This window comes from Ignavibacteriales bacterium (assembly GCA_026390795.1).
Lineage (GTDB): Bacteria > Bacteroidota > Ignavibacteria > Ignavibacteriales > Melioribacteraceae > Fen-1258.
In genome coordinates this window covers 1,370,308-1,396,926 of the sequence record JAPLFG010000003.1, presented here as the reverse complement: position 1 = coordinate 1,396,926, position 26,619 = coordinate 1,370,308, and the positions used below count along the sequence as shown (strand labels likewise).

At 37.2% G+C, this 26,619-nt stretch carries 24 protein-coding genes; 11 read left to right on the top strand and 13 right to left on the bottom strand.

Annotated elements, in window-relative coordinates; genetic code table 11:
* Positions 1-61: 61 nt before the first annotated feature.
* Both yidC and NTX65_09810 read left to right on the top strand, forming a co-directional pair.
* Positions 62-1,912, top strand: a complete 1,851-nt coding sequence (gene yidC / locus NTX65_09815) for a membrane protein insertase YidC (GenBank protein MCX6169628.1) — start codon at positions 62-64, stop codon at positions 1,910-1,912.
* Between the two features lie 70 nt (positions 1,913-1,982).
* A complete protein-coding gene (locus NTX65_09810; protein ID MCX6169627.1) occupies positions 1,983-4,691 on the top strand; it encodes a BamA/TamA family outer membrane protein in 2,709 nt (902 codons plus the stop codon).
* Here the strand turns inward: NTX65_09810 and NTX65_09805 are convergent, their stop codons facing one another.
* Genes NTX65_09805 through NTX65_09795 form a run of 3 tightly spaced genes read right to left on the bottom strand, consistent with a single transcriptional unit; the run spans position 4,692 to position 6,199 of the window.
* Complete coding sequence (locus tag NTX65_09805; protein MCX6169626.1) at positions 4,692-5,234, bottom strand: hypothetical protein; 543 nt, start codon at positions 5,232-5,234, stop codon at positions 4,692-4,694. It lies immediately after the preceding gene.
* A gap of 3 nt (positions 5,235-5,237) precedes the next feature.
* Positions 5,238-5,750 carry a hypothetical protein gene (locus NTX65_09800; protein ID MCX6169625.1) on the bottom strand — a complete coding sequence of 171 codons (513 nt, stop codon included), beginning with the start codon at positions 5,748-5,750 and terminating at the stop codon, positions 5,238-5,240.
* 59 nt (positions 5,751-5,809) lie between these two features.
* Complete coding sequence (locus NTX65_09795) at positions 5,810-6,199, bottom strand: VOC family protein (GenBank protein MCX6169624.1); 390 nt, start codon at positions 6,197-6,199, stop codon at positions 5,810-5,812.
* 95 nt (positions 6,200-6,294) lie between these two features.
* Between NTX65_09795 and NTX65_09790 the strand changes: the two genes are divergently transcribed.
* From NTX65_09790 to NTX65_09765, 6 genes are all read left to right on the top strand, one after another.
* Positions 6,295-6,828 carry an RNA polymerase sigma factor gene (locus NTX65_09790; GenBank protein ID MCX6169623.1) on the top strand — a complete coding sequence of 178 codons (534 nt, stop codon included), beginning with the start codon at positions 6,295-6,297 and terminating at the stop codon, positions 6,826-6,828.
* Positions 6,806-7,375: a hypothetical protein gene (locus NTX65_09785; GenBank protein ID MCX6169622.1), complete on the top strand. Its 570-nt coding sequence runs from the start codon at positions 6,806-6,808 to the stop codon at positions 7,373-7,375. The genes NTX65_09790 and NTX65_09785 overlap by 23 nt, the downstream gene beginning before the upstream one ends.
* Positions 7,362-7,970, top strand: coding sequence for a DUF4252 domain-containing protein (locus tag NTX65_09780; protein MCX6169621.1), 609 nt, complete (start codon positions 7,362-7,364; stop codon positions 7,968-7,970). Before NTX65_09785 ends, NTX65_09780 begins: the two co-directional genes overlap by 14 nt.
* A 161-nt stretch (positions 7,971-8,131) precedes the next feature.
* Positions 8,132-10,783, top strand: coding sequence for a DUF5916 domain-containing protein (locus tag NTX65_09775; GenBank protein MCX6169620.1), 2,652 nt, complete (start codon positions 8,132-8,134; stop codon positions 10,781-10,783).
* 218 nt (positions 10,784-11,001) lie between these two features.
* Positions 11,002-11,424, top strand: coding sequence for a hypothetical protein (locus NTX65_09770; protein ID MCX6169619.1), 423 nt, complete (start codon positions 11,002-11,004; stop codon positions 11,422-11,424).
* Between the two features lie 27 nt (positions 11,425-11,451).
* Positions 11,452-15,009, top strand: a complete 3,558-nt coding sequence (locus tag NTX65_09765; GenBank protein MCX6169618.1) for a T9SS type A sorting domain-containing protein — start codon at positions 11,452-11,454, stop codon at positions 15,007-15,009.
* Positions 15,010-15,204: 195 nt separating this feature from the next.
* On the opposite strand, the gene NTX65_09760 is transcribed toward NTX65_09765, so the two are convergent.
* The 10 genes from NTX65_09760 to NTX65_09715 form a co-directional block, all read right to left on the bottom strand.
* Positions 15,205-15,891, bottom strand: a complete 687-nt coding sequence (locus NTX65_09760) for a class I SAM-dependent methyltransferase (protein MCX6169617.1) — start codon at positions 15,889-15,891, stop codon at positions 15,205-15,207.
* 249 nt (positions 15,892-16,140) lie between these two features.
* Positions 16,141-17,259 (bottom strand): ABC transporter permease, encoded by a 1,119-nt coding sequence (locus NTX65_09755; GenBank protein ID MCX6169616.1) that lies wholly within the window; start codon positions 17,257-17,259, stop codon positions 16,141-16,143.
* Positions 17,259-18,362: an ABC transporter permease gene (locus NTX65_09750; GenBank protein ID MCX6169615.1), complete on the bottom strand. Its 1,104-nt coding sequence runs from the start codon at positions 18,360-18,362 to the stop codon at positions 17,259-17,261. Before NTX65_09750 ends, NTX65_09755 begins: the two co-directional genes overlap by 1 nt.
* A gap of 79 nt (positions 18,363-18,441) precedes the next feature.
* A complete protein-coding gene (locus NTX65_09745) occupies positions 18,442-18,705 on the bottom strand; it encodes a GIY-YIG nuclease family protein (GenBank protein ID MCX6169614.1) in 264 nt (87 codons plus the stop codon).
* Between the two features lie 62 nt (positions 18,706-18,767).
* Positions 18,768-19,514, bottom strand: coding sequence for an ABC transporter ATP-binding protein (locus tag NTX65_09740; GenBank protein MCX6169613.1), 747 nt, complete (start codon positions 19,512-19,514; stop codon positions 18,768-18,770).
* Positions 19,515-19,571: 57 nt separating this feature from the next.
* Entirely contained in the window at positions 19,572-20,486 is a 915-nt protein-coding gene (locus NTX65_09735; protein ID MCX6169612.1) for an ABC transporter ATP-binding protein, read from the bottom strand.
* 8 nt (positions 20,487-20,494) lie between these two features.
* A complete protein-coding gene (locus tag NTX65_09730) occupies positions 20,495-21,481 on the bottom strand; it encodes an HlyD family efflux transporter periplasmic adaptor subunit (GenBank protein MCX6169611.1) in 987 nt (328 codons plus the stop codon).
* A gap of 66 nt (positions 21,482-21,547) precedes the next feature.
* Entirely contained in the window at positions 21,548-22,810 is a 1,263-nt protein-coding gene (locus NTX65_09725; GenBank protein MCX6169610.1) for a TolC family protein, read from the bottom strand.
* Between the two features lie 2 nt (positions 22,811-22,812).
* The gene (locus NTX65_09720; protein ID MCX6169609.1) at positions 22,813-23,415 is read right to left on the bottom strand and encodes a TetR/AcrR family transcriptional regulator; all 603 of its coding nucleotides are present in this window, start codon (positions 23,413-23,415) and stop codon (positions 22,813-22,815) included.
* A 133-nt stretch (positions 23,416-23,548) separates the two neighbouring features.
* The gene (locus NTX65_09715; GenBank protein MCX6169608.1) at positions 23,549-24,145 is read right to left on the bottom strand and encodes a class I SAM-dependent methyltransferase; all 597 of its coding nucleotides are present in this window, start codon (positions 24,143-24,145) and stop codon (positions 23,549-23,551) included.
* Between the two features lie 87 nt (positions 24,146-24,232).
* Between NTX65_09715 and NTX65_09710 the strand changes: the two genes are divergently transcribed.
* The 3 genes from NTX65_09710 (at position 24,233) to NTX65_09700 (ending at position 26,494) form a co-directional block, all read left to right on the top strand.
* A complete protein-coding gene (locus tag NTX65_09710) occupies positions 24,233-24,592 on the top strand; it encodes a co-chaperone GroES family protein (protein ID MCX6169607.1) in 360 nt (119 codons plus the stop codon).
* A gap of 111 nt (positions 24,593-24,703) precedes the next feature.
* Positions 24,704-25,081, top strand: coding sequence for a large-conductance mechanosensitive channel protein MscL (gene mscL / locus NTX65_09705; GenBank protein MCX6169606.1), 378 nt, complete (start codon positions 24,704-24,706; stop codon positions 25,079-25,081).
* Positions 25,082-25,189: 108 nt separating this feature from the next.
* The gene (locus tag NTX65_09700; GenBank protein MCX6169605.1) at positions 25,190-26,494 is read left to right on the top strand and encodes a sodium:proton antiporter; all 1,305 of its coding nucleotides are present in this window, start codon (positions 25,190-25,192) and stop codon (positions 26,492-26,494) included.
* The last annotated feature ends 125 nt before the right edge of the window (positions 26,495-26,619 follow it).

Here is a 26,619-nt window from a genome sequence, read left to right as displayed (position 1 = left end):
ACTTTTTTTATCTTTGAAAGAACTCGTCGCGCATGCGCGGCGACAATTAATAGGAAAATGAATGGACAAAAATACTTCCATCGCGTTCGTGCTTATCGGAATAATTTTAGTAACATGGCTCTATTTTAATTCACCCGCTCCGCAGCCCCCTCAAAAAAAGAAATCTCAGACTTCCGCCGTTGAAAAGAAAGATACCGCCGCAGCAAGTCCCACGGTTCAGAAAAAAACTGAAACTAAATCTCAAGAAGATATAAATCCGTTTGGCTCAAAACCTTTGCCGGAAAAAATTATTACGATCGAAACAGATCTTGCAAAGATTGAACTCACCAATCACGGCGCAAAAATTAGAAGATATTTTCTGAAAAAATATAAAACATGGTATCACAGTGAAATCAAAGACACAAATTTTTACAACCAATATGTGCAGCTGGTTAATACCGCTAAGAACGGCGGCGATTTCAACATTATCTTCATTACCAAAGAAGGAAAACGGGTTAACACTTCATTTATAGATTTTACCTCGGACGCAAAAAATTATTACTATAAAGTAAGCGGTAAAGACTCTCTTGCTATTAACTACACATTTACTACAGACGGCGGGAAAGCAATACAGAAAAATTTTGTTTTCTACGGAGATAATTACGCATCCAAAATTGATATCGGCCTTGTCAAAATGGATGATGTAATAAGTAGCTACCGATATGATGTTGAGTGGTCCAGTGGGTTAAATTTTCTTGAAGAAAATTCTGTTGATGAAGCAAATCATTCAAACGCAAGCGCATATTCCGGTGACGAGCAGGTCGTTATAGATGCAACCAAACCCGGAGAAAAAGTAGAGAAAGATATTAACGGTAAAGTTGATTGGGTTGCTACGCGGAACAAATATTTTGCTATGATACTGTCGCCAGATTCACCAAGCAGCGAGGGCGGCGCTTATTTTGAAGGGAGTCATTACCAAACCGGAACAGACGTTCGCGAGGTTTATTTGGCTAGCTTAAAGATTCCTTTTAAGAATGAGAAATTTCAAAAAGATTCTTTCACTCTCTACCTTGGTCCTATCGATTATTCTGTTTTAAAATCATATGGCAGAAATTTTCAAAATGTTTTTGATTTTGGAAGCTTCTTCGGATTAAAATTTGTTATCCGACCTATTTCCGAATTTGTTTTGTTGCCGCTCTTTAAATTTCTTCACAGCTTTATTTCAAATTTTGGACTTGTGATAATTCTTTTTTCGATCATCATAAAATTTGCTCTTCATCCTTTAACGCGGCAAAGTATGATGTCTATGAAAAAGATGCAGATGCTTCAACCCAAGATCACCGAACTTAAAGAGAAGCATAAGGACAATCCTCAAAAAGTTCAGCAAGAAACAATGAAGCTCTATTCGACATACGGCATCAATCCTATGGGCGGATGTTTGCCAATGCTTTTACAGATGCCGATACTTATTGCGTTGTGGAGTTTATTCAATGTAACAATTGAAATACGTCAGCAGCCGTTTATGCTGTGGATGACAAATCTTTCTTCACCGGATGTAATTTTCAGACTGCCATTTAAAATTCCTTTATTTAATGTCGATATCATCAGCGGTCTTGCCCTGCTTATGGGTATAACCATGTTCATCCAGCAAAAGATGAGCGTTAAAGATCCTTCTCAAAAAGCTTTGGTTTATATTATGCCGGTGATGATGACTGTAATGTTTATGAGCTTCCCATCAGGATTGAATCTTTACTATTTCATGTTCAATGCTCTTTCCATCGGACAGCAATATTATATTAATCATAAACACGATAACGTCGAGTTAGTACCGGTTGCAAATCCAAATAAGAAAAAAGGATTTATGGCGCGCATGATGGAATCTGCAGAGAAACAGGCTCATGAACAAAGAAAAGGTTCTCAGAAAAAAAGATAACTAGCGTATATATTATTGTTGTTTGATTTTATCGCTTTTCTTTTTGAAATAGAGATGGAATAATGATTTAATGAAGTCATCTTTTATTATAAAGTTTTTTGTTCTTTCTCTATTTCTTTTTTTAAATCTTTCGGCTCAAAACAAAACCACCCTTAAATTAGATCTAGCAGAAAAACATCTTCCCTTCGGATTAACCGAAAAAGTCCACGCAGGCCTTCCCAAAATTGGAATTGCATTAAGCGGCGGTGGCGCGCGTTCGATCTCTCAAATCGGTGCTCTCCGTGCTTTTGAAGAAGAGCGTGTACCAATAGAATCGATCACCGGTACAAGCATGGGAAGCATTATCGGCGGTCTTTATTCGGCGGGTTATTCAATTAAAGAGCTTGATTCGGTTCTGGTAAATACAAACTGGGACGATTTTTTTTCTGTTCAGCAATCAACTCGTAATGATTTATTTATAGATCAAAAAATATCCGAAGACAGGGCTATTCTTTCATTTAGAATGAATGGTCTAAATCCGATTATCCCGAAATCAATCAGTTCCGGTCAACGAGCCGCAAATCATTTAAATCTACTTGCCATCAATGCGCCGATTCTTGCAGATGAAAATTATGACAACTTTTTATATCGATTTCGCGCGGTAAGCACAGATTTAATTTCCGGAAAAGAAGTTGTACTTGATAAAGGAACTCTCGGTTTAACAATGCGCGCTAGCTCAAGCGTAACGCTGCTTCTCCCCCCCGTAAAAAAAGATTCATTATTATTGGTAGATGGCGGGTTGGTTGCTAACATCCCGGTGCATGAAGAGCGGGCACTCGGTGCAAATATTATTGTGGCCGTAAATTCTTCAAGTCCACTTTTCACTGAACCGGAATTAAATTTTCCATGGACAATTGCCGACCAGCTTGTTAGCATTCCGATGAAAATTTTAAACGATCAGCAATTGCGTGAAGCCGACTTTGTAATTCAGCCCAATTTAGATTCAAGAATAAACTCTGACTTCAAAAACCTTAACGACGTAATTAAAGCCGGATATGACGCAGCCAAACCGGTCGCGATAAAAGTCCGAGAAGAATTCGAAAAAGAATTCAAAAACAATTTGGGACAAGACGATAAATTTTTCAAAAATTTACATTTGAACAAGACTCCGAGTGAATTAGAAAAAAATCTTTTTAATGTACTAATTAACAAGGATTCTGTTTCAAGCAGGGACTTATTGTTCCACCTCTATAATATCTACGCAATCGGTTATTGGCGGGATATGTCTTTGGACATTGACGAGCACGACGGCGCTTCATTTCTCACCATCAACGCAATTGAAAATTTTAAAGTCGGCAACATTAATATTGAAGGGGCGTCGGACAGCAACATGACCATGGTGCTCAGTAAAACTTCAAAGCTTCTTAATAAGCCGTTCAGTGCGCAAAAGACGCTCAATGTTGGGCTTGAAATTTTACGTAAATATAAAAGCTCAGGCTTATCACTTGCCCGTATTGAAAAAATCTCCTTTGACGATAAAACCCAAACACTTACTTTCAAAATGAGCGAAGGATTGATATCAAAAATTATTGTCGAGGGAAATAATAAAACAAAAGAAAAAATTATTACACGCGAATTTCCCATGAAAGCCGGCGATACATTCAAATATTCTCTTGCGGAGAGGGGTCTGATAAATTTACGAAGCACAAATTTATTCGATCAACTTGAATTGACGATTTTACCGAGCGGTGGCGAAAACGAAATAATAATAAAAGTTGAAGAGAAAATTCCAAATGTTATTCGTTTGGGAATGAGAATTGATAACGAGAATTTGGCTCAATTTTCTCTCGATTTCAGAGATGAAAACTTTAACGGAACCGGAACTGAAATCGGAGGAACAATATCAGGTGGTACTCGTAATCGTTCATACAGCATCGAGCAGAAAGCCAACCGGGTTTTTGATTCATATCTTACCTACAAAGTACGTGCGTTTTATGAGTTCAACGATGTGAATGTATACAGGAATGATTCACTCCGTTCAGGCAATCATTTTTCAAGAAGCAAATCGGGTGAATATAGACAATCATATTTGGGCGGATCGTTTGGAGTTGGATCGCAGGTAGAAAAATTTGGAAATTTTCTTATTGAAGCGCGTTATCAGCGCGACGAAATTAAAAACAAATTTGATTATACCGGGCCGACTTATATCAAAGATATTTCAAGTCTCCGTTTTTCTCTTTTTATAGATTCTCAAAACGAATATCCATATCCAACAGTTGGATTTTTAGTAAAAAGTTTTTACGAAACAGCACAGACCGCTCTGGGCGGAGACATCGGTTATACAAGATTTTATTTTGATTATAAAAATATTATCAGCTACCGTAGTATAAATACATTCAGCGTCAGAGCCGTACTCGGACTTGGTGACGGTACGGTTCCTCTTAGTGAACAGTATTCGCTTGGCGGACAAAATTCTTTCTTTGGATTACGCGAGAATGAATTCCGAGGAAGGCAAGTTTTTTCTACCTCACTGGAGTACCGTTACAAACTTCCGATAAAAATTTTCTTTGATACATATATTAAAGCACGTTACGATCTCGGTTCTATTTGGGAAGAGCGAGAGCAGATTCGGCTTAAGGATCTAAGACACGGAATTGGTGCTACATTATCTTTTAACACTCCGTTGGGTCCGGCAGATTTTTCGGTTGGCAAAAGCTTCTATTTTGCAAATACATTTTCAAATAATACGATTGTATGGGGTCCCACATTCTTCTATTTTACAATCGGCTATTATTATTGATCATTCACTTTCCTTTTCTGCGGCTCTTTCCGCAAGTGCATAAAATTTAATTTCCATATTTGAATCACCGCATTTTTTATAATGCCTCGAAAGTGCGTAGTATATTTTACTTTTCTGATTAACATTCGAAACCGATTCTTCGATTATGTCAAATATTTTTTTGTTGATTGGAAGATCAATTTCATAATTGTATAGATTGAGAAGACTCAGAAGCGGTTCGTGAAATTCCGGTTTAAATGAATTCGCGCGTTGATAATAGAAGAGTGCATCACTCACATAATTGAAATAATCTGTATGGTTTTCAAAAACCTTTCCCGCCCACATTGACAAATCGAATGAGCTGTCTGGTATTTCTTTTATAAGTTTTTCTGTAAATAATTTTATTTCATCCGGCGAAAGAGTGGGGTTGGCAAGTAAAATTTTGTACACTCCCATATCCGCGAGTTTAAGTTTGATTGCATCTTGAAATGCATCGAATAATTCGTCTGCAGATGTAGAGTTGCGGAATGTCTCTTCAATTTTATTTATTTCATCGAAATTCACATTTCACTCCGGATCAGATTTAAATGTCAACAAATACTTTAACAGGTTTTCCTTTGTAAATTTTGGTAATTCCTCTTTGAACTCGACTGTTCTATTCTTATCCCACTGCTTCGAAGCGGATCCTAAATATTTATGGGCTGGTAGAAATGCAAAACGTCTTTCCGATAAACTGTTGTTCTCATCAAAAATAAAAAAAGCAATTATCACGGGAACATGAAATTTATTCCGCCACCGATTGTATGATTCGATTGCTCTGACATTAACTATAAATGATACTGTGTGTTTTCCTTTCCAATCGAGAAGTGCGTGTTGACCTTTGTAATCTATTACAATATCGGGTTTGTCTTCTCCCTTTTCCCAAACTTTTTCGTAGCGTTTGTCCTCACCAAAAATTTTGAAATCAATTCCCCATTGAACTAGCAAATTTTTTCCCGTCCGTTCAGCTAGATCGTGAAGTTTGTAGTTTTTTCTGAATTCTTCTTTTGATTTAGCCGGTTTAAAATCTAATTCTTCCATAAAATTATTTACTTGCGCTGATAAATAGTTCGATTTATTTAAAAAGTCGAAAAAATATTTTACTCCGCCGGTTCAAACAACGCACAGACAGCTCCTGCCGGATCTTGTATGACGCAATATTTTCCCATCTCGGCATAATATTTCGGCTCAGCTAAAATTTTTCCGCCAAGATTTTTGCATACCGAAATACTTTCTTCAATATTTGCGACAGTAATATAAATTAACCACTGGGCGGGCAATCCGACATTTGTGCCTCGGGCATGGCAAACTCCGGCAACGCTCGATCCGGTTTCAGGAGTATTCATTACGTAGTCATCATAAGTTCCCATTGATAGCGGCTGCGACTTCCACCCGACTACTTTGCTGTAAAAATTTCCAATCTCTTCGGCGTTTACAATTGTTAAGTCTGTCCAGCCGATTGAGCCAATTTCCGGTTTTTTTTGAGACATTGATTAAATCCTTTCTAACTTTGTCTGGAAAATATATTTTAATTGATAATGTAACAATAGAATGATTCATTTCGTCTGTAATGTAGAAAATAAAAATGTTTGAAGAACAACGATATCGTTTCTTAATTCAGCAATACAAGAATAAAGTTTACACCTACTCAATGTATATGCTGAAAAATAAAATGGACGCAGACGACGTTACCCAGGAAGTTATGATCAGAATCTGGCAAAACATTGATAAGTTCAATATGCTGGCGGCAAAAACCTGGATCATTAAAACAACAAATAATTTATGTATCGATTTTCTGAGAAGACGCTCGGTAGCAGTTAAAAGAGAAAATGAAATCGATGAAATATTCGAAGAAACATACAGCGCAGATAACAATAACGATAATCCATACTTAATAACACACTTTAAAATGGCAGCGTCGAAAATAAAAGAGGCAATACAAAATTTGCCGGAGAATTTAAGAAGCGTTTTTGTTCTTTACGAAATTGAGGGATTGAAATACAAAGAGATAAGCAGGGCGCTCGATATGCCGATTAATTCGGTAAAAGTTTATTTGCTGCGAGCACGTAAAAAATTACAAGAGGAATTAAAAGATTATGAACCGCAAGAAGTCGTTTGAATTAGACGAAGCAATGCACAATAAAATTATCTCTGTTGCGTACGGTGATGCTAATTTATTAGATAGAATTAAAATCATGCACGCCGCTGCAGTAAGCGAAGAAGTGCGTAATCTTCTCAATTCATACAAAAAAACTGCACGCGAAGTAAAAAAATTAGATTTAGAAGAATTTCCGCAAGAGCTGTTAAAAGCAGTTGAAAGCAAAACTGTTTCTTTGAAAAAGAACACAAATACTTTTTTCTACGACCTCTATTCAATCGTATTATCTCGTCCGGGTTATTCCACTGCCGTAACAGTAATCTTGGTTGCTGCTATGGTTATCTCTTTAATCATAAACAAGCCGGTGCAGTATAATTACTCTGTGGCAGAGGTTAACGTTGCGGAAAAACAAGCCAAATACGCATTTGAAATTGTGGGTAAAATTTTCAACGAGACAAACAACACACTTCAAAAAGAAGTTTTGGGCAAAGCGGTTGCAAAACCAATCAATGAAAGCATTGGAGTAGTAAATAAATTAATTAAAGGAGAAAAAAATGAAATCAACTAAATTGTTTATCGTCTTATTCTTTGTGTTAAGCGTAAGTTCATTCGCTCAACAGAAAGAAGATTATTCAAAGTATCCGGGCTTTTTTAACTACAAAGAAATTGCTGGATTGAAGAATGCCGAATCTCTCTCTGAAGTTTATCTGGAAGAGACTTTGCTGAAAATGGTTTCCGGTATGGCGCAAAAGAAAAGCGACGACGTCAGCGATATGATCGGTGGATTAAAACTTGTCCAGGTTAACGAGTATAAGATCCCCACAAGCGAAATCACAGATATGGAAAGTTCTCTTGATGTAATGGACAAAAGTCTGAAGTCTAAGGGTTGGGATAGAATAGTCCGCACAAACAATCAGAGTAATCTGGCAAACATTTATGTAAAGAAAGCTTCCGGCGGCGAGTTTGAAGGATTGGCAATTCTTTCATTGTCTAAAAAAATGGAGGATGGCGAGAACGAAAAGTCAGAATCGTACGGAAAAGTTACTTGTGTAAATATTGTTGGTAAAATAGACTTGAGTAAATTGGGAAATCTTACTAAAGAATTGAACCTTCCGGGATTTGACAAAATGAAGGGGAAAGAAAAGGAAAAAGATAAAGAATAGTTTCCTTTGTAAATGCTATAGTTTTATGGACCCGATTCATTAATGGATCGGGTTTTCCATTTTAAATCATCCAGAAATTATTTCTCTTTTTAAAAACAACCTTTTGCTCATTCGTAAGTCTAATAATCCAAGAATCGTAAATAATATGATGAAAGGATTTTATGAAGAAACTTTTTCTACTTTTAATAATAATTCTGTTTCCGGAGCTCCTTTTTGCTTCGGGCAAAGCCAGTACTCAAAAAGTTGTACTTGCAAACAAAATAAAAGAGATCTCCATAAAATTAGACGGAAAACTTTCCGAGCCAATTTGGCAGCGTGAGCCGATAAAAGATTTCACTCAACAGGATCCTAAAGAAGGGGCTCCGGCTACTGAAAAAACCGAAGTCTGGATTGCATATGATGCCAACAACATCTATGTGGCAGCACATTTATACGACGACAAACCGGATTCGATAGACGTTAGCCTTGCACGACGAGATGGATATTCGAATTCCGATTGGTTCGGATTTTATGTTGATGCATTTAACGATAAACGTACGGGCAACTATTTTGTAGTTAATGCAGGTGGTACTTTGGTGGATGGAGTCTTGTTTAATGATAGTTGGGATGATCAAACATGGGACGGAGTATGGGAAGCGAAAACATCTAAGGATAATACCGGTTGGTATGTTGAAATGAAAATTCCTTTTTCGCAGCTGAGATTTAAAGAATCTGACCATATGACATGGGGCGTAAATTTTACAAGAGAAATAAAACGCAATAATGAAAAATCATTCTACGTAATGGTTCCTAAAAAGGAGAGCGGTTTTGTTTCGCGTTTTGCTTCATTGGAAGGTCTGGATGGAATTAAACCGGAACAAAGACTTGAAATACTTCCTTACGCTGTTCAGAAAGCACAATATTTAGTGCACAATGCAAATGATCCTTTCTACAAATCGCAACAATATAAAACTTCTTTCGGTGCAGATCTAAAATTTGGAATCGGAACTAATTTAAATATAGATGCAACACTCAACCCGGATTTCGGACAAGTGGAAGTTGATCCCGCAGTAATTAATCTTTCCGCATCCGAATCATACTTTGAAGAAAAGAGACCATTTTTTATTGAGGGATCAAACAATTTTATGTTTGGAATCGGCGGTATAAATAATAATTGGGGATTTAATTTTAGCTGGCCGGAGCTTTTCTATTCAAGAAGAATTGGGCGTTCACCGAGTGGATCAACTTCTTCCGCGGACTTTACTAACTATCCCGGCGAAACCAGAATTATTGGTGCCGCAAAACTTACCGGAAAGTTAGACGATAAAACAACTGTCGGTGCCATCTCCGCTGTAACTGAAAGAACTTTTGCAACTTTATATAATAATGGAATTCAAACAAACGAAGAGGTTGCGCCGCTTACTCATTTTGGCGTCTTTAGGGCAAAGCGGGAATTTAACGACGGGAATCAATCTCTTGGCTTTATGTTCACTACTGTTAACCGCGGGCTCAATGAAAATGATTTAAAAAATACTTTGGCAAAAAATGCTTTTACTTACGGATTTGACGGCTACACATTTATAGGTGAGGATAAAGAGTATGCGCTCGCCGGCGCTGTTGTTGGCTCTTATATTAACGGATCAAAAGAAGCTTTACAATTGATTCAACAGCAACCTTACCGGTATTTTCAACGCCCCGATGCAACGAACGCAATTTACAATCCAAATCTGACTTCTCTTTCCGGTATATTTGGAAGAATTATGTTGAACAAACAGCAAGGAAATTTTTATCTCAACGCGGCGCTTGGTGCAGTTAGTCCCGGCTTTGAATACAACGATCTTGGTTTTCAATGGATGGCGGACAGATTAAACGGTCACCTAGTTCTTGGCTATAGATGGTTTGAGCCCGATAACATATTTAGAAAAAAATCGATTTATATATCACATGCCCGAAGTTATGACTTTGAGGGAAACCTATTAACCAACTTCTTATGGCTCAATTCATATTTTACTTTTATGAATTATTGGAGCATTGGTATAAACGGCAGTTACAATTTTGAAGGTTTGAATAAAACCGCAACACGCGGCGGTCCTCTCGTAACTCAACCATCTGAATATCAAATGAATCTGAGTATAGAATCCGACAGCCGCGAAAAAATAATATTTGATGTTTTTTCTTCATATGCTAAAGATAAAATCGGTGGTGAATTTAAGTCGGTGGGATTTAATGTTCAGTGGAAGCCGAACACTCAAATGAATTTCAGCATTGGTCCTCAATTCGATCTTAACGATGATAACCGCATGTGGGTTGGCAATTTTTCGGACCCTACGGCAACAAATACTTATGGAATACGTTATGTATTTTCAACGATTGCGCAAAAAACTTTATCTGCCAATATCAGATTGAATTGGACATTTACACCAACGCTAAGTTTGCAGCTTTTCCTTCAGCCTTTATTTGCTGTGGGTAATTATAGCAGATTCAAAGAGCTTGCTCTTCCACACACAACTTCTTTAAATGAATACGGAACGAATGGTTCCTCGATTAACTATAATTCCGCTGATGGTGTCTATAATGTTGACCCCGACGGAAACGGACCTGCGCAAACATTCCAAATTTCAGATCCGAATTTTAACTACAAATCATTGAGGGGAACTGTTGTATTAAGATGGGAAGCAATGCCCGGCTCGATTCTATATCTTGTTTGGTCACATGATCAATCCAACCTTGATGATCCTGGGAATTTTTCTCTGGGAAGAGATTGGAAAAATTTATTCAAGAGCGACGGCAATAATATATTAGCGGTTAAATTTTCCTATTGGCTTGACATTTAAATTCATCCTTGGAAAACCCGGATTCTACAAGCCGGGTTTTCTTTTTACCACCACATCATCAAAACAAAAATTCTTTTGCAAAATTCGAATATCAGATTTTCTTAGTTTCTTTTTATACGAAAGCATTCTGTTATCACTTGCCAATTGATGTCCACTGTTTTATTTTGATTCGGAAGAATCTCGGCGAAATTAATCGTTAACATTTACGATAAGCGAATATGCTCAATAAATTTTTTGTTTCTTTATTTTCCATTCTTTTTCTGTTTAACTGTGCCGGTTCAGGCGCTGCTCTTGACAAGCAAGACTCTCTTCTTAAAAAACTTTCTATGGAAAAGTTTGGATCAGAATCTCAGATCATCTATAACTCAGATAAATCATATTCTCTAGTAGTTAAGCAAGAAAAATCAACGGTTAAAAATCCCAATCCAGTTCTGCAATTTTTTGTTTATGGCCTTAGAAAGGATAAAATAGTTTTTGAAGAAAGTGTCCCTGCCGGAAGAATAAAATGGATAACCCGGAATCAGATTGAGGTCGTTGTGACGCCCGGTACAATTTCAACTGAAGACAAAAAACTTTATGGTTATATTTACAACGTTGATCTTGGAACCAAGGCTGAATTAAATTCACAATCAGTAAAATAGAACCAAAGAAATTTTTAAGAGAAAATTATGATTAGATTGATCCGCAAAACATTAATTCCGGTTTCTTTTTTAGCCTTTTTCATATTAATCTCCATGACTACCGCTCAGGATAAAATAGATTCTCCGGATAAGAGTAAAGTTTTGCCGGCAAAAGAAATTCGGAAAGAACATGACAAAAAAAATATTAAAAAATTGTTTTCCGGAAGAAAGAAAAAGATAAAGGGCTTGGCTAAATCCGATGAGCCGGATATGTTCGCAGAGTTTCAAAAAAAGATTAGAACAAGAGATGGCGATACAGAGCCAAAATATTCGCCGAATTATTTGATGGAAGAGTTGTACAAATCTCAAAAACAGAGTCGCTTATATAAAACAACTACAAATCTGAACTGGGTTGAACGAGGACCAGGCAATGTTAGCGGAAGAACACGCGGAATTATTGTTGATCCTACTGATACAACAAATAAAACTTGGTTTGCTGGCTCAGTCAGCGGCGGAATCTGGAAAACAACAAATGCCGGTGAATCGTGGGAAAGTAAAACTCAGGCCCTTCCAAATCTTGCTACAACAGTTTTAGCACAATCTGCATCAAATCCAGGGATAATTTATTGCGGGACCGGTGAAGGATTTTTTAATGCCGATGCCGTTAACGGAAGCGGAATATTTAAGTCCGTTGATCACGGCGAAACATGGACCCAGCTCTCATCAACCGCAAATCTTAATTTCAGCAACGTTAATAGAATAATTGTTGACCCTTATAACCCGAATATTCTTCTTGCCTGCACCAATCCATTGTCCGGAAGTAGTTCAACTTTCCCAGGTGGTATATGGCGGTCAATCGATGGCGGAACAAGCTGGCAACGAACATATAGCTCTCTTGCAAAAAGAACTCAAGATCTGAAAGCTGATCCATTAAATTTTTTAATTCAGTATTGTACAGTTAACAACGACGGTGTTTATAAATCAACAGACGGCGGATTGAGCTGGACAAAATCGAGCACCGGGCTTGTTACAACGGGAAGAATTGAAATTGCGGTGTCCGGTAAAAACCCAAATTACATCTATGCAAGTTGTGAAGAAAAAAACAGCACTTCAGGTTTATATGTTTCCGTTGATAAGGCGGCAACTTGGAAATTGGTTAATTCAGAAGATGGCAGTACAAAAAACTGGTTAACTACCCAAGGCTGGTATGATAACACAATTGCGGTTCATCCTTTTGATGAGAACACAGTTTTTTTTGGCGGAATAGATCTTTGGAAAGCCAAGTTAACTAGTTCGACGGATACTACCCGTCTCGCTATATTTTCTCATGTCACCGATGGTTATAATCAATACAATCTTGGCAGCAGCGCCAAAATCCATGTTGATCAACACAGTATTGTTCCTGTTCCACTTGCTTCTGCGCCCGGTACATTTTGGATTGTCAACGGAAACGATGGCGGTGTCGCTGTTTCAACAAACGGTGGAACAACGTGGCGGGAAGCTCTTAACGGCGGATACAATACAACACAATTTTACGGCGTTGATAAAAAACCGGGGTTTAATGAATACATTGGCGGAACACAAGATAACGGAACGTGGCTTTCTCCTAAAGGCGAAAATGCTTCACCAATTACTGCTTACAAAAATGTAATTGGAGGAGACGGCTTTGATGTTGCGTGGCACTACAAAGATCCAAATAAAATTATTGGAGGAAGTCAATACAATGGTTTTTATAGAACAACCGATGGCGGGAATAATTGGCTTCCATCTACAACTAATCTTGCGGATGTTGGTTCGGGAAAAGGCGTCTTCATTTCAAAAATTGCTAAATCAAATAGCGATCCCGATTTAATTTTTACTACCGGCTCTCAAGGTGTTTGGAGATCTGAAGATTTTGGCGGTGCCTGGGAGAAGAGTTCAATAACTTCAAATGATTGGTCGTATAGCCCAACATCCACTCCTGTTGCAATATCAATTGCAGACCCGCAAATAGTTTGGGCGGGCAGTTTTTTTTCGAATTATTTAAGCAAGTTATTTTTATCAATAGATGGCGGTTTAACGTTTGCATCTCTTCCTAAATATTCTGGCTCTGCTTTAGGTTCAATTACTGGAATTGACACTCATCCAACAGATAGAAAAACTGCTTATGTAACTTTCTCATTTTCGGGTGCACCAAAAATTTTACGAACAACAAATCTGGGAATAAGCTGGGAAGATATTTCCGGTTTCGGTTCCGGTTCAATAAGCAGTAACGGATTTCCAAATGTTGCAACTTATTGCGTTTTAGTAATGCCTTATAACACAGATATTATTTGGGCAGGAACAGAGATTGGCTTATTTGTATCTACTAACAATGGTGTAACCTGGCTCGCTGCTGATAACGGCTTGCCTGCTGTATGTATCTGGGATATGAAAATTGTAGATGATCAAGTTGTTCTTGCAACACATGGCAGAGGAATCTGGAGCGTTACGCTTCCGGATTTGAGCACCTGGCAACCGCCGGTTGTTACATTATCACCAATCATTTCAGCGCTCTCGCAAGGCGTTGATAAAGCGATCAACCTTTCAGCAAAGTTACGGTCCGGTTATGATTCAACTTTGGTTATGATTGACGGACAAAAACTGATTAAGCTAGCATCAACTTCGGTAAAAGATACTTCTTTCAAATTCATTCCAACGACATTCGGTACGAAAAATATTCAACTTATCGCTTACAAATCCGGACTAATTTATAAATCATCTTCCAGAACTCTTATTGTTTACAATCTCAAACCGACTACGGTACGTTACTCAAATAATTTTGAGGTTGATGACTATGATTTTGCTGGTAATGGTTTTGGTATTTCAACTCCATCCCAGTCCGGATTTACCTCGCAAGCGATTAACTCGCTTCATCCTTATGCCGAGGCAACAGATTATTATTATAATCTTTTAGTACCGATAAAAATTTCGTGGTCGCCAAATTTAGCGAACATAGAATATGATGATATTGCAATAGTTGAACCAGGCGATGATCCGAATTTTGGTGATCCGAACTTTTATGATTATGTCGTAGTCGAGGGAAGCAAGGACGGGTTGAATTGGATTCCATTGGCGGATGGATATGACTGCAGATATAATAATTCTTGGAAAACTTTATATGACAGCCCGAACGTAAATCCTACGGCAGCAAATTATGTTCAACACAAAATTGATATGACAAAAAAGTTTAACAATGGGGACGTAATTTTTATCCGCTTCCATTTATATTCTGATGAAGCAGCTGTTGGCTGGGGCTGGGCAATTGATAATCTAGAGATTCAGCCGAACGCAAGTGATGTTGAGAAGGAAAACACAATTCCAACCGCTTATAGTTTATCTCAGAACTATCCCAATCCTTTCAATCCGGAAACAACAATAAAATTTACATTGCCGAAGAGAAGTAAAGTGAAATTAGAAATTTTCGACACGCTTGGCAGAGTGGTTTCTACTCTAGTCAATTCCGATCTTGATGCAGGAAGTTACCGTTATAATTGGAACGCTTCTAACTTTGCTAGCGGGGTTTACATTTACAGACTAACCGCAAATGATTTCGCGAGCTCTAAAAAATTAATGCTGGTAAAATAAACACAAAACCGGATAGAGAAATTTATCCGGTTTTTTATATTAATTAGAGATCTCTGAAAAATTCCAAAAACTGTCTTTGCGAACGAAGTGAAGCAAACTCAAAGCTACGATTCTAAATCATAACCGCGATTGCTTCTTCCGAATAAAATGCGGAATCGCAATGACAATCCTTAATTAATATTTCAGAGGATTCAATTATTTTTTCTGAATAACCCATCCACTGTGCATAAAAGAATTGTAAAAGCGATTCATTTTTCCAAATCCAGTTTCCGATAGCAATTTTTGCATCCCGGATTCGGTGAAAAAACTTTGTTCATTCGCCTGAACCGCAATTTTATTTACTAACTCAGAGTGCGCTCCGCCATGCTTCATAAAACTTTTCCACGCATTTGTCATTGACAAAAAATGATCTTGACTTGGATCAACGTACTGATCAACAAGAATAAGCTTTGCGCCCGATCGTAACCGTTTGGCGATGTTCTGGAGAAGCAATAGTTTCTTTTTATCATCTGGAATAAATCGCATTACAAATATCAGTGTAGCGGCATCGTATTTTTTTTCTTCGGAAAGACCCTCTACAAAACCATGATGCAATGTAGCCCGATTATTTAGTTTGTGTTCATCAATTTTAGTTTTGGATATTTTGATCATTTCTTCGGAGGGATCAACTCCAGTCATTTGCCAATTCGGCATTAACCTTCCGAATGTAATTAATTCCATCCCCGTACCGCATCCAACAACTAAAACATTTTTTGAATCGTTTTGCTCGTCCGAAATAAGTGCTGTAGCCATAATAAAAAGTTGATCGTAACCAAAGACAGCTTTGCGGGCAAGATTATCATATTTTGCGGCATTATCAGAATCAAAATTTACATTATTCATTTTGGTACCATCGATTTTTTAAACGAAGCAACGTGTTGTGTGAATTAAAAAATATAGTTTAATAAACTGTTGAAACAGTTAAAAAAAACATTGTTTCATTGATTAACCCCGCGATTAATCGCGGGGTTAGAAACACAAAACACAATGTCAGAACCGTTTTAACGGTTTATATTCTAATTCACACAACGGGTAGAGACAATCATTTTCATTTATTTAATATATTTTTCTTGCTGTTTCAGCAAATAATTTTTAATTCGTTTTTTTATAATTCCAAATTGCCAACCCGTTGAAGACAAGCGCAAAACCGGTTACAATAAGAAAATAATAACGTAAATCCCAAAAGCCGCTTCCTTTCAGCACAAGCATCCGCATAACTTCAATCAAATAACGTACAGGATTAATGTATGTTAAATACTGCGCCCAGTCCGGCATGTTTTCAATTGGCGCGAATAAACCGCCGAGCAGAACAAAAATCATCATGAAGAAATATGCTATGAACATTGCCTGCTGTTGTGTTTCCGCAAACGTTGAAGTGAACAATCCGAATCCTAGAATGGCAATTAAATAGATTCCTGCAAAAAGAAATCCAACAAGAAAACTCCCTTGCGGAAAAATTCCATATATAATAAAACTAATCACGAATCCAAGCATTAGAACAAGCATTCCTAAAATCCAAAACGGAATAAGTTTGCCAAGAATGAATTGATATTTCTTGATGGGAGAAACATTAAGCTGTTCTATAGTTCCCGCTTCTTTTTCCTTAACAATATTGAGAGACGTTAAAATGAATCCGACTAAAGTAACAAGCAGCGCAAGAACACCGGGAACAATAAAATATTTATAATTCATTTTGGGATTGAACCAGTTTGAACTTGTAATTTCAACCACCGGCTGCGGACTCAACCGCGGCTGCTGAATCCACTCAGCGCGGACATCATTATTAAATTCTCTTATGATTGCGTTTGAATAAGAAACAGCCAGTCCGGAAGTTTGCCCGTTGATTGCATTTGCCGATATCATAATCTTGGTTTGGTTGTCCCGAATTAAGTCCCGTTCAAAACCTTGCGGAATTTCAATTATTAAATCTGCTTTATCGTCTTCAATAACCTTAAGAGCTTTTTCATAAGAAGGAGATGTGCTGGTTAATTTGAAATAGCCGGTGGAGGTAAATTCAATTATTAATTTTCTGGAGTATTCGGAATGATCTTTGTCAACAATGCTGAGCAAAATATTTTTCATTTCATAATTCGCGGCAAAGGGGAGAAGAATAAGCTGCATTATCGGCATGACAAATATCATCCGCAGAATTAATTTATTCCGAAAGATTTGTAAAAATTCTTTTCTAAGTAAAAATATTAATGTTCTCATTATAGCCTGATCTTAAAACGTTTTATGCTGATCAAAAGAAAGAAGAGTGTCATCCCGGAAATTATCAAAGACTCTTTCCAGATTCCGGCAACGCCCATTCCTTTTATCATTACCGACTTCACCATTATTATGTACCATTTTGCCGGGACGATATTCGACAGCACTTGCAATATAACCGGCATGTTCGCGACTGGAAATGCGTAACCGCTTAACATCACAACCGGAAGCATTAATCCGAGAAGAGAAATTAACATCGCCGCTAATTGTGAATTTGTAACTGTTGAAATAAGAATTCCAAGTGAAAGCGCGCAAAGGATATACAAAATTGTAACCGCGATTAATAACAAGATGCTTCCTTGAATCGGCATTCCCAAAACAAAAACACTCAGCAATAAAATTGTTGCAATGTTAACAAGCGAAACAATAAAGTAAGGAATTACTTTACTAAGAATTACAAGCGCCGGCTTCATTGGCGAGACAAGCAGAATTTCCATCGTTCCAAGTTCTTTCTCTTTTACAATCGCTATGGAAGTCATCATTGTTGAAATGAGAAGAAGAATCATTCCCATAACACCGGGGACCGATGAATACGCTCCCTTTAATTCCGGATTGTAGAGCATTCTCATTTCAGTATTAATTGTGTATGGGAGATTATTTTGTTGATTCAGTTCGTTTTGGTATTCTATTATAATTGAGCTTAGGTAATTTGTTAAAGTTGTTGCCTGGTTAGGATCAGAGCCGTCGGCAATTATTTGAATTTGTGCTTTGTTGGAATGAGCTAAATCGTTTTGAAAATTTTGCTGAAAAACTATCGCCACTTTTATTTTTCCGGTTTTGAATGCTTTTTCAATCTGATCGTTTGAAGTAAGCGTTTCATAAAGATCAAAATATTTACTGCTTTCAATTTTTGAGATAATGTTTTGTGTTGCCCCATCTTTCGAGTTGTCAAGAATTGCAATATTTACGTTTCGTGTTTCATTGGTTATAGCGAAACCGAATATCAGAAGCTGAACGATTGGCAGACCGAGCAGAACAAGCATTGATCTCGTATCGCGCAGTATATGGTGAAATTCTTTTCTTACAAATGTTAATAACTGTTTCATAGTTTTTTTCGCTTGTCATTGCGATTCCGCGTTTTACGCGGAAGAAGCAATCTCACAATATTTCTTGATACAAATCTTTTCATTCCGGATTCATTCTGTTTACTAATTCTAATTTCTTCTTTCGTGAACCGGCTTTTATTTGTTTTTCTCTTTCAATAGCACTCAGAATCTCATTATATTCTTCATAATAAACCAACTTATTCATATTATACCTTTTCGTAAATCCGTCTACTATTTTTTCCTTATGCTCATATACTCTTTTAATTAGATCGCCTGTAACTCCAGTATATAATACCCTATCGTTTTTGTTTGTCATTATATATATGTAGTATTTCTTTTCCATGACGTTCATTTGATTTGAGATTACTTCGTCACTTCGTTCCTCGTAATGACAACAACTACAATTTATTCTCCTCTCTTTGCGCTTCGCGCTAAGAGAACAAAAACATCTTCCATCGTTTCCGCTTTGTATTTTTCTTTCAATCCCTTTGGAGAATCAAGAGCCGTAATTACGCCGTCCACCATGATAGAAACACGGTCACAATATTCCGCCTCATCCATGTAATGCGTTGTAACAAATGCAGTAATTCCATTGTGTGCCGCTTCGTAAATCATATCCCAAAATTGTCTGCGCGTAATCGGGTCAACCCCACCGGTCGGTTCATCAAGAAAAACTATTTTCGGTTCATGCAAAATTGCTATGCTGAACGCGAGTTTTTGTTTCCAGCCGAGCGGAAGAGAACTAACAACTTTATCCGCTTCGTTTGATAAATTTAGTTTATCAATCAACGCTCCGCTTTTCGTTTCAATTTCTTTGTCTGTCAGACCGTAAATTCCGCCGAAGAGTTGGATATTTTCTTTTATTGTTAAGTCTTCATACAGTGAAAATTTCTGACTCATGTAGCCGATATTCTTTTTTATTTGTTCCGTCTGTTTATAAACATCAAAACCGGCTATCTGCGCATTACCGGAACTCGGCTTTGAAATACCGATAAGCATTTTGATAGCCGTTGTTTTTCCCGCGCCATTAGCGCCGAGGAATCCAAAGATTTCTCCTTTATATACCTCAAACGAAACTTGATCCACTGCGACAAAATCGCCGAATTTTTTTGTAAGCTTATCCGTCTTTATTACTATTTCTTTTGTAGTCATATTTTTATTTTTCGTTATGGAGACCCGACCATAATGCCAAAGTTATTAAAAGCGGTTTTACCGCTTCATTAATTGCATGAAGCAATCTTCTATTCCCGGTTCAATTTTGTTAATTGTAAAATTTTTCTGTCCCGATTTATTCAAATATTCATTCAACTGCTTAACGTCATCCTCTTTCAATGTAAGGTGATGTTTGTCTCCGAATGCGAAGCAATTTTCAGTTTGAGGGTATGCGCGAAGATTGTTAAGAAGAGTAAACATGTTTTCGGAATGCACCGCGTAAAGATTCTCGCCAAACTCATTAACAATGTTTTGCGGTAAATCGATCTTCAGAATTTTTCCGTTTTGCAGAAGAGCAATCCGGTCGCAAAGTTTTGCTTCATCCATATAGGGAGTTGAAACAATAATAGTGATTCCCTGCGCTTTAAGCCGCTTCAACATTTCCCAAAATTCTTTTCGTGAAACCGGATCGACGCCGGTCGTTGGTTCATCTAAAAATAAAATTTTCGGTTTGTGAATCAGCGCGCAGCTCAACGCGAGTTTTTGTTTCATACCGCCGCTAAGCTTTCCTGCTCTTCTTGTTTTGAACGGTTCGAGCTGTTTATAAATGTCGGAAATCAAATTATAATTTTCTTGAATGGTTGTATTAAAAATTGTCGCAAAGAATTCAAGATTTTCTTCAACCGTTAAATCCTGGTAAAGCGAAAATTTTCCAGGCATGTAGCCGATAATGTTTCTTATCGCTTTCCAATCTTTTACAACATCGTAACCAAGAACGCTCGCGCTTCCTTTGTCGGCGAGAAGAAGAGTTGTAAGAATCCTGAAGATGGATGTTTTACCGGATCCGTCCGGGCCGATCAAGCCGAATATTTCTCCCTCTTCAACAGAAAAAGAAACGTCATTAACGGCATTAACTGTTGATTTCTTGGTTGTGTACGACTTTACAATATTTTCCAGTACGACTGCTTTCATGTTATTCTTTAGAATTTAACTTCGCCATACATACCGATTTTCAAATAACTGTCGTTAACCACTCTTATCTTAACAGCATAGACTAAGTTCGCGCGTTCGTCTTTTGTTTGAATTGTTTTCGGTGTGAATTCTGCTTTAGAAGAAACCCAATAAATTTCTCCGCTCATTTCTTTTTGCTCGCCATCGCCTTTATCAACAAACACTTTTACTTTTTGTCCAAACTTAACTTGTCCCAGCTGATCACCAGTTATGTATGCGCGTAAAGTCATATTGGAAAGATCTGCAATCTTGTAAAGAGCTTTTCCTTTCGCCGTAACTTCATTTTGTTTTGCGTAACGGGTAAGGACCGTTCCATCAACCGGATTTTTAATTATGCTCTTATTTATCTGATCCTGAATTTGCTCGATCTGAATTTGAAGAGGATATGTTTCACTCTGCAGTCCTTGTCTGGTAATAGTAAGATTTGATTTCAGTGCGGTGTGCTGCTTGTTCAACAAATCAAGTGATGCGTTTATATCATCAAGTTGTTTTGTAGTTGCCGCATTTGATTTGACTAGGTTTTCGATTCTCTTTTTTTCAGTTGTCGCGGTTTTTATTTGTTCTTCAATTGCTGCAAGTTGTGTCGCGATATCCGGCTGTTTGCTCAACACCGCTTTTATTGATGCTTCGAGCTGTTTCTTCTTTAGATATAATTGAACCGTATCGACAATTCCAACCAGCTGATTTTGTTTCAGTGTTGCGCCTTCTTCAACATCGAATTTAACAAGCTTGCCCATCGCTTCTGATGAAACAATTACTTCTTCCGACTCGAAAGTTCCGGTTGCGTCAAATTTACCATCGCCGGTACCACAGCTAAATAGAATCAACGACAAAATTATGGCAAGTAGAAATTCATTGCGAACGAAGTGAAGCAATCTTTTTTCGTTATTGGATTGCTTCGGGCTTTGCCCTAGTAATGACAAAACATATTTAAATCTGTTTAATATCGTTTTCATAATGGTTTCTGCGTTTTGTTATTAATAAAATTTTATAAGCAATTTATTTAAATCCGCCGTTGGCAATTAGTTTCCTGTTGTTAATTTGTAATTCTGCTGTGCAAGCAAAAGCTGAATGGTGTGAATTGACAAATTCTGTTTTGCTTGATCCTCTGCATTCAGCTCCCGTATAAAATCGCTTGACGTAATAACACCGTTTTCCAGTTGTGCTTTAGTTGATTCTTTTACAGAAGTTCTGATCGCTATGATTTCTTTATCAACTTTTATCAAATCATTCAGTTTATCAATCTCTCCGGTCTGTTGTTTCAAAGAAAGATTTGTATTGAGAAGAAAAGTTTCTTTCTGAGCTTCAATTGATTTTTTATTGAGTTCATTTATTTCGCTCTCGTTTCCGTAGGTATATAAATTAGAAAGCGACCACGTTAACCGCGCACCAGCGATGTAATACCAATCAAAACTATTTTTGAGCATGTTAAGAGTTGGTTTTCCGTATCCGCCTTGAAAGAATAAACTCGCTTTAGGAAGAATCTTTGCGATCGTAAGCCCGTTCTGATTTTCAATTAAATTTTCTTGCGAAGAATATAATTTCATTTCGGGGCGATTGATTTCTTTCGATTCGTATACATTTTGAATATCCGGCTGCTCGAGTTTCATCGTTTCATCTAAACGCTCGTTAATGAGCAACCCCAGCATATCAATAAAAGATTTACGTGATGATTTTAGTTCTATCTCTCTCTGATCCGTTTTTAACAATTCGGCTTTCAGAATATCAACATTTGTTTTTGTAGCCGTTCCGTTTGTAAAAGCGGCGTTCAGCTTTTCAAGACTCGCATTGAGATCTTTCCTAACCAGTTCTGTTTGAATTAGCTGCTCGTTAAACAAAAGGATTCCAAAATAGATTTGGTTAACCCGGTCTTTCACTTTCAGCAGTTCTATTTCAATCTTCTGGTCATCAACATCAGCATTTGATTTTTGAATACCCGCTTGCGCGCTCATTATTCCGCCATCGTAAATTGTTTGTGATACATCTGCCACGGCTTTGTATTGATCATTCGTCAGCGGTTCAATTTTTATTCCCGGAAGAGAGATCGGCAACGATGTTACGTCAGATTGATACGTTGCTTGTCCGCTTATTGTAGCCTGGGGAAAGTATCCTTTCCAAACATTGCTTATGCTATACTCTTTGCTCTTGGCTATATATTCTTTTTGTTTGATGAGCGGAAAGTTAGCGCGCGCTTTTTCATAGCATTTATCAAGAGTAAGTATCGTTTGGGGCAATACTGTTGCGGATGATATCAATAATAAAATTATGGCTATTAAATTTTTCATAGTTATTTCTGATTGATTGTTTTGTTAAAAACTTTTTTCCCTTTTTCTGTAAGAATTCCACCGATAATTATATTGAACGTTGTTTGAGCGGCAACGACCATTGAAAAATTATTATTAATTATAAACTCAGGGTTTACAGTTGTCCTTATAGAGTTTATCAGAATATTCATAATGATCGGTGTCGGATAATCGACGAATAGTCCTTCCCGTTTCCCCTGGTCTATAACTTTTGTTATGTTGCCATACATCATTTCTGTTCTGAATGAATCTACTTTCTGCCACACCGATGGAAAATGATTCTTCAATTCCCCAAACATTCTGTCTCCGATCTTCCCGGCAGTGTTGCTTAATAAAGTAATCAGCCCCGAAAGTTTTTCAACTGCGTTTTTATCACTTTCCAGTATCGGCAGAATTTTTCTTTTCATTTGTTCCGTAAAGCGCATCGCGATAGCAGTTACCAAATTGTTCTTTGATGGAAAAAATTTGTAAATCGTTTTTTTGCTCATCCTCAATTCGGAAGCGATCTCATCCATGGTGGTTTTGTAAAAACCTTCTTTAAAAAACTTGTCCTGAATGGCTTCTAATATTTTTTCGTTTTCATCCATAAGGTCTCCCGCAGAAACTAATTTTGTTTTTCTGGTTTCCAAAATAATAAGCGGAAACTGGTTTGTCAAGAAATAGTTTCCTGGGTTTCGTGAAATAAGCGGAAAGATTTGTTTTTGCTCGGTTTTAGAAGAATTATTTTTTTGTTCCAACAAATCTAATAACAGCGGCTTTCCCTTGATGGCCTTCGCCTTCATTCAAAACGATGCTTTCTTTTGAGAGCTTTTCAAATTCCAGATCAATAAAATCTTCTACAATATCTTGGAGTGAGTATAGTAATTCTGAATCCTTTGGTCCGCCTGAGCCATTCTTGATTTGATCTTTTTCAAAAACCTCTAGGATAATTTTACCTCCCTGCTTAGCGGCTTCAAATACTTTTTTACTTACCAGTTCTCTCAGATCGGCTTCTAAATGAAGATAGATTAAAACTACTGCATCGTAATAATTTTGTTTTGGGGCAAATTTGGTTAGATCCTCAACATGATAATTTATTATTACTTTTTTTTCTGTTGCTAATTTTTCCGCTTTTTCTTTCCCGGCTTCACTGTAATCAACGGCATCCGCATTCCACCCAAGAGTTGCTGCGTAAACAGCATCTCTACCTTCGCCTTCTCCCAGAAATAAAATTTTGCCGGGAGTAATCTTACCCAGTTCATCTTTTAAAAATTGATTCGGTTCTTTTCCATAAAAATATTGCTCGTCAGAATAACGTTTGTTCCAAACTTCGTTCATATAATTTCCATCTTTGTTTCAAAGATAACTATTTGATGCTCACTTTTTCATTTGCTATTTTTGATCTGAATAAAGCTGCTTATAAAATTGATTAACACAGAAAAAATAATAATTGTTGGCGACCGGATTCTAATAAAACCGGAAGACAATATTAACAAAACCAATAGCGGCCTTTACCTTCCGCCAGGTGTGCAGGAAAAAGAAAAAGTTCAGGGCGGGTACGTCATTAAATCCGGCCCGGGTTATCCAATTGGAACTCCGTCAGAAGATGAACCGTGGCGGGAAAACAAAAACACGAAGTATATTCCTCTTCAAGCACGCGAAGGTGACTTTGCCTTATTTTTACGGAAGGACGCAATCGAAGTCGAAATAGAAACTGAAAAATTTGTTATTGTCTCGCAAGCGGCAATCCTTCTTCTGTATAGAGATGAGGATTTACTTGCTTGATGTCTGGCTGCCGATTAATTCTAACTCAACATTGTTCAAATATTTTTCAATCTGGTGATTCATTTTTATCCAAGAAAGAATAGATCATAAAAAATATTCCGGAGATGTTATATGAAACTAGTTCAGGAATTTAAAACTTTTGCCATGAAAGGCAATGTCGTTGATATGGCGGTTGGAATTATCATCGGTGCGGCATTCGGAAAAATAGTTACCTCTCTTGTTTCCGATGTGCTTATGCCTCCAATCGGGCTGCTTGTCGGCGGACTTGATTTCAGCAACTTATCAATCGTATTAACAAGCGGTGTAGTTATAAAATATGGGTTGTTCATAAACACCGTTATTGATTTCGTAATTGTTGCATTTGCTATTTTTATGATGATAAAGGCTCTTAATCGGTTGCGGAAAAAAGAAGAGGAAAAATCTACACCTCTACTAAAAGAAGAGGTTCTTCTTCTAACACAAATTCGAGATCTTCTAATGAAAAAATAATTCTCTTTTCCCTAGAATAAATAAGAGAATTATGTTTTTTAATATTGGTTTTGATAAAAACGCTTAAGTCTCATAAGTTTGTTTAACTATTTAATCCGGATCGCATTAATGGAAAAACTCAACTTTCAAATTCCACTAATAAGTTTACTTCCCTTCATTTTAATGCTAATGTCTATAGCTGTTTTTCCGCTTTTCTGGAATCACTTCTGGGAAAAAAATAAAAACAAACTATTGGTTGCCGTAATATTAAGCGTACCGATTATTATTTTTTTATTTGCTTCAGGATTAAGTGACCGATTATTTGAAACTGTCATTTTCGATTATATCCCATTTATCATCTTGCTAGGCGCCCTCTTCACAATTACCGGGGGTATTTTTCTTGACGGAGACATTGAAGCAACGCCATCGGTTAATACGTTGTTTCTAACAATCGGCGCTGTACTTGCTTCATTTATGGGTACAACTGGTGCGGCAATGCTGCTAATACGAGCTGTCATTCACACAAACAAAGAGCGGAAATTTAAAGTACACACAATTTTATTTTTCATTGCTATTGTTGCTAATTGCGGCGGTCTTTTAACGCCTCTCGGCGATCCGCCTTTATTTATGATGTATCTTCGCGGCGCACATTTTACATGGTTTCTAAAATTATTGCCGGAATGGTTTGCAACAAATCTTTTGCTGCTTATAACTTATTTTTTAGTTGACACTTATTACCACCGCAAAGAACCCAAAGAAGCAATTGCCGCGGATAAAAGAGTCAATAGACCTATCAGAATTTCGGGAAAGATTAATTTTATTTGGTTGGCAGGAGTTGTTCTTGCCGTAGCATTCCTTAACGAACAATATTTATCATTTATCGGTACAAATCATTATTACAAATTTATTAGGGAAGCTGTAATTCTATCAATGGCAATTCTTTCGTTGCTCTTAACCACAAAGTTAGTGCGTACCTCAAATAATTTTACTTGGGAACCAATCAAAGAGGTTGGTTATCTTTTCTTTGGAATTTTTGTTACGATGGTTCCTTGCCTTCTTTTCCTTGAGTCAAATGCCAAATCGCTTGGAGTATCAGAGCCGCATCAGTTTTATTATTATTCCGGTCTTCTAAGCAGCTTCTTAGATAATACACCGACAGCTGTTACTTTTCATTCGCTTGCTTTGGGCTTGGGCGCGCAAACCTCTAATCTTGTTGCGGGAATTCCGGAAGAAATTCTAAAAGCAATTTCGGTTGGAGCCGTTTTCTTCGGCAGCATGACTTACATTGGCAATGGACCAAATTTTATGGTAAAAGCAGTTGCTGAAGAGAATAACATTAAAATGCCCGACTTCTTTGCTTACATATTTAAATTCTCTCTAATAATTCTTCTGCCGATCTTCATTATAATACAATTAATTTTCCTCAATCATTAATTTAATAATGCATCATGCACCCATTAATTCGATATAATAAAAACGGGTGCTTTATTAATTTTGATTCAAATCATTTTATTTCGGAAAACCTTTCTTAACTTGCAAATAAATCTTTTCCACGGGAA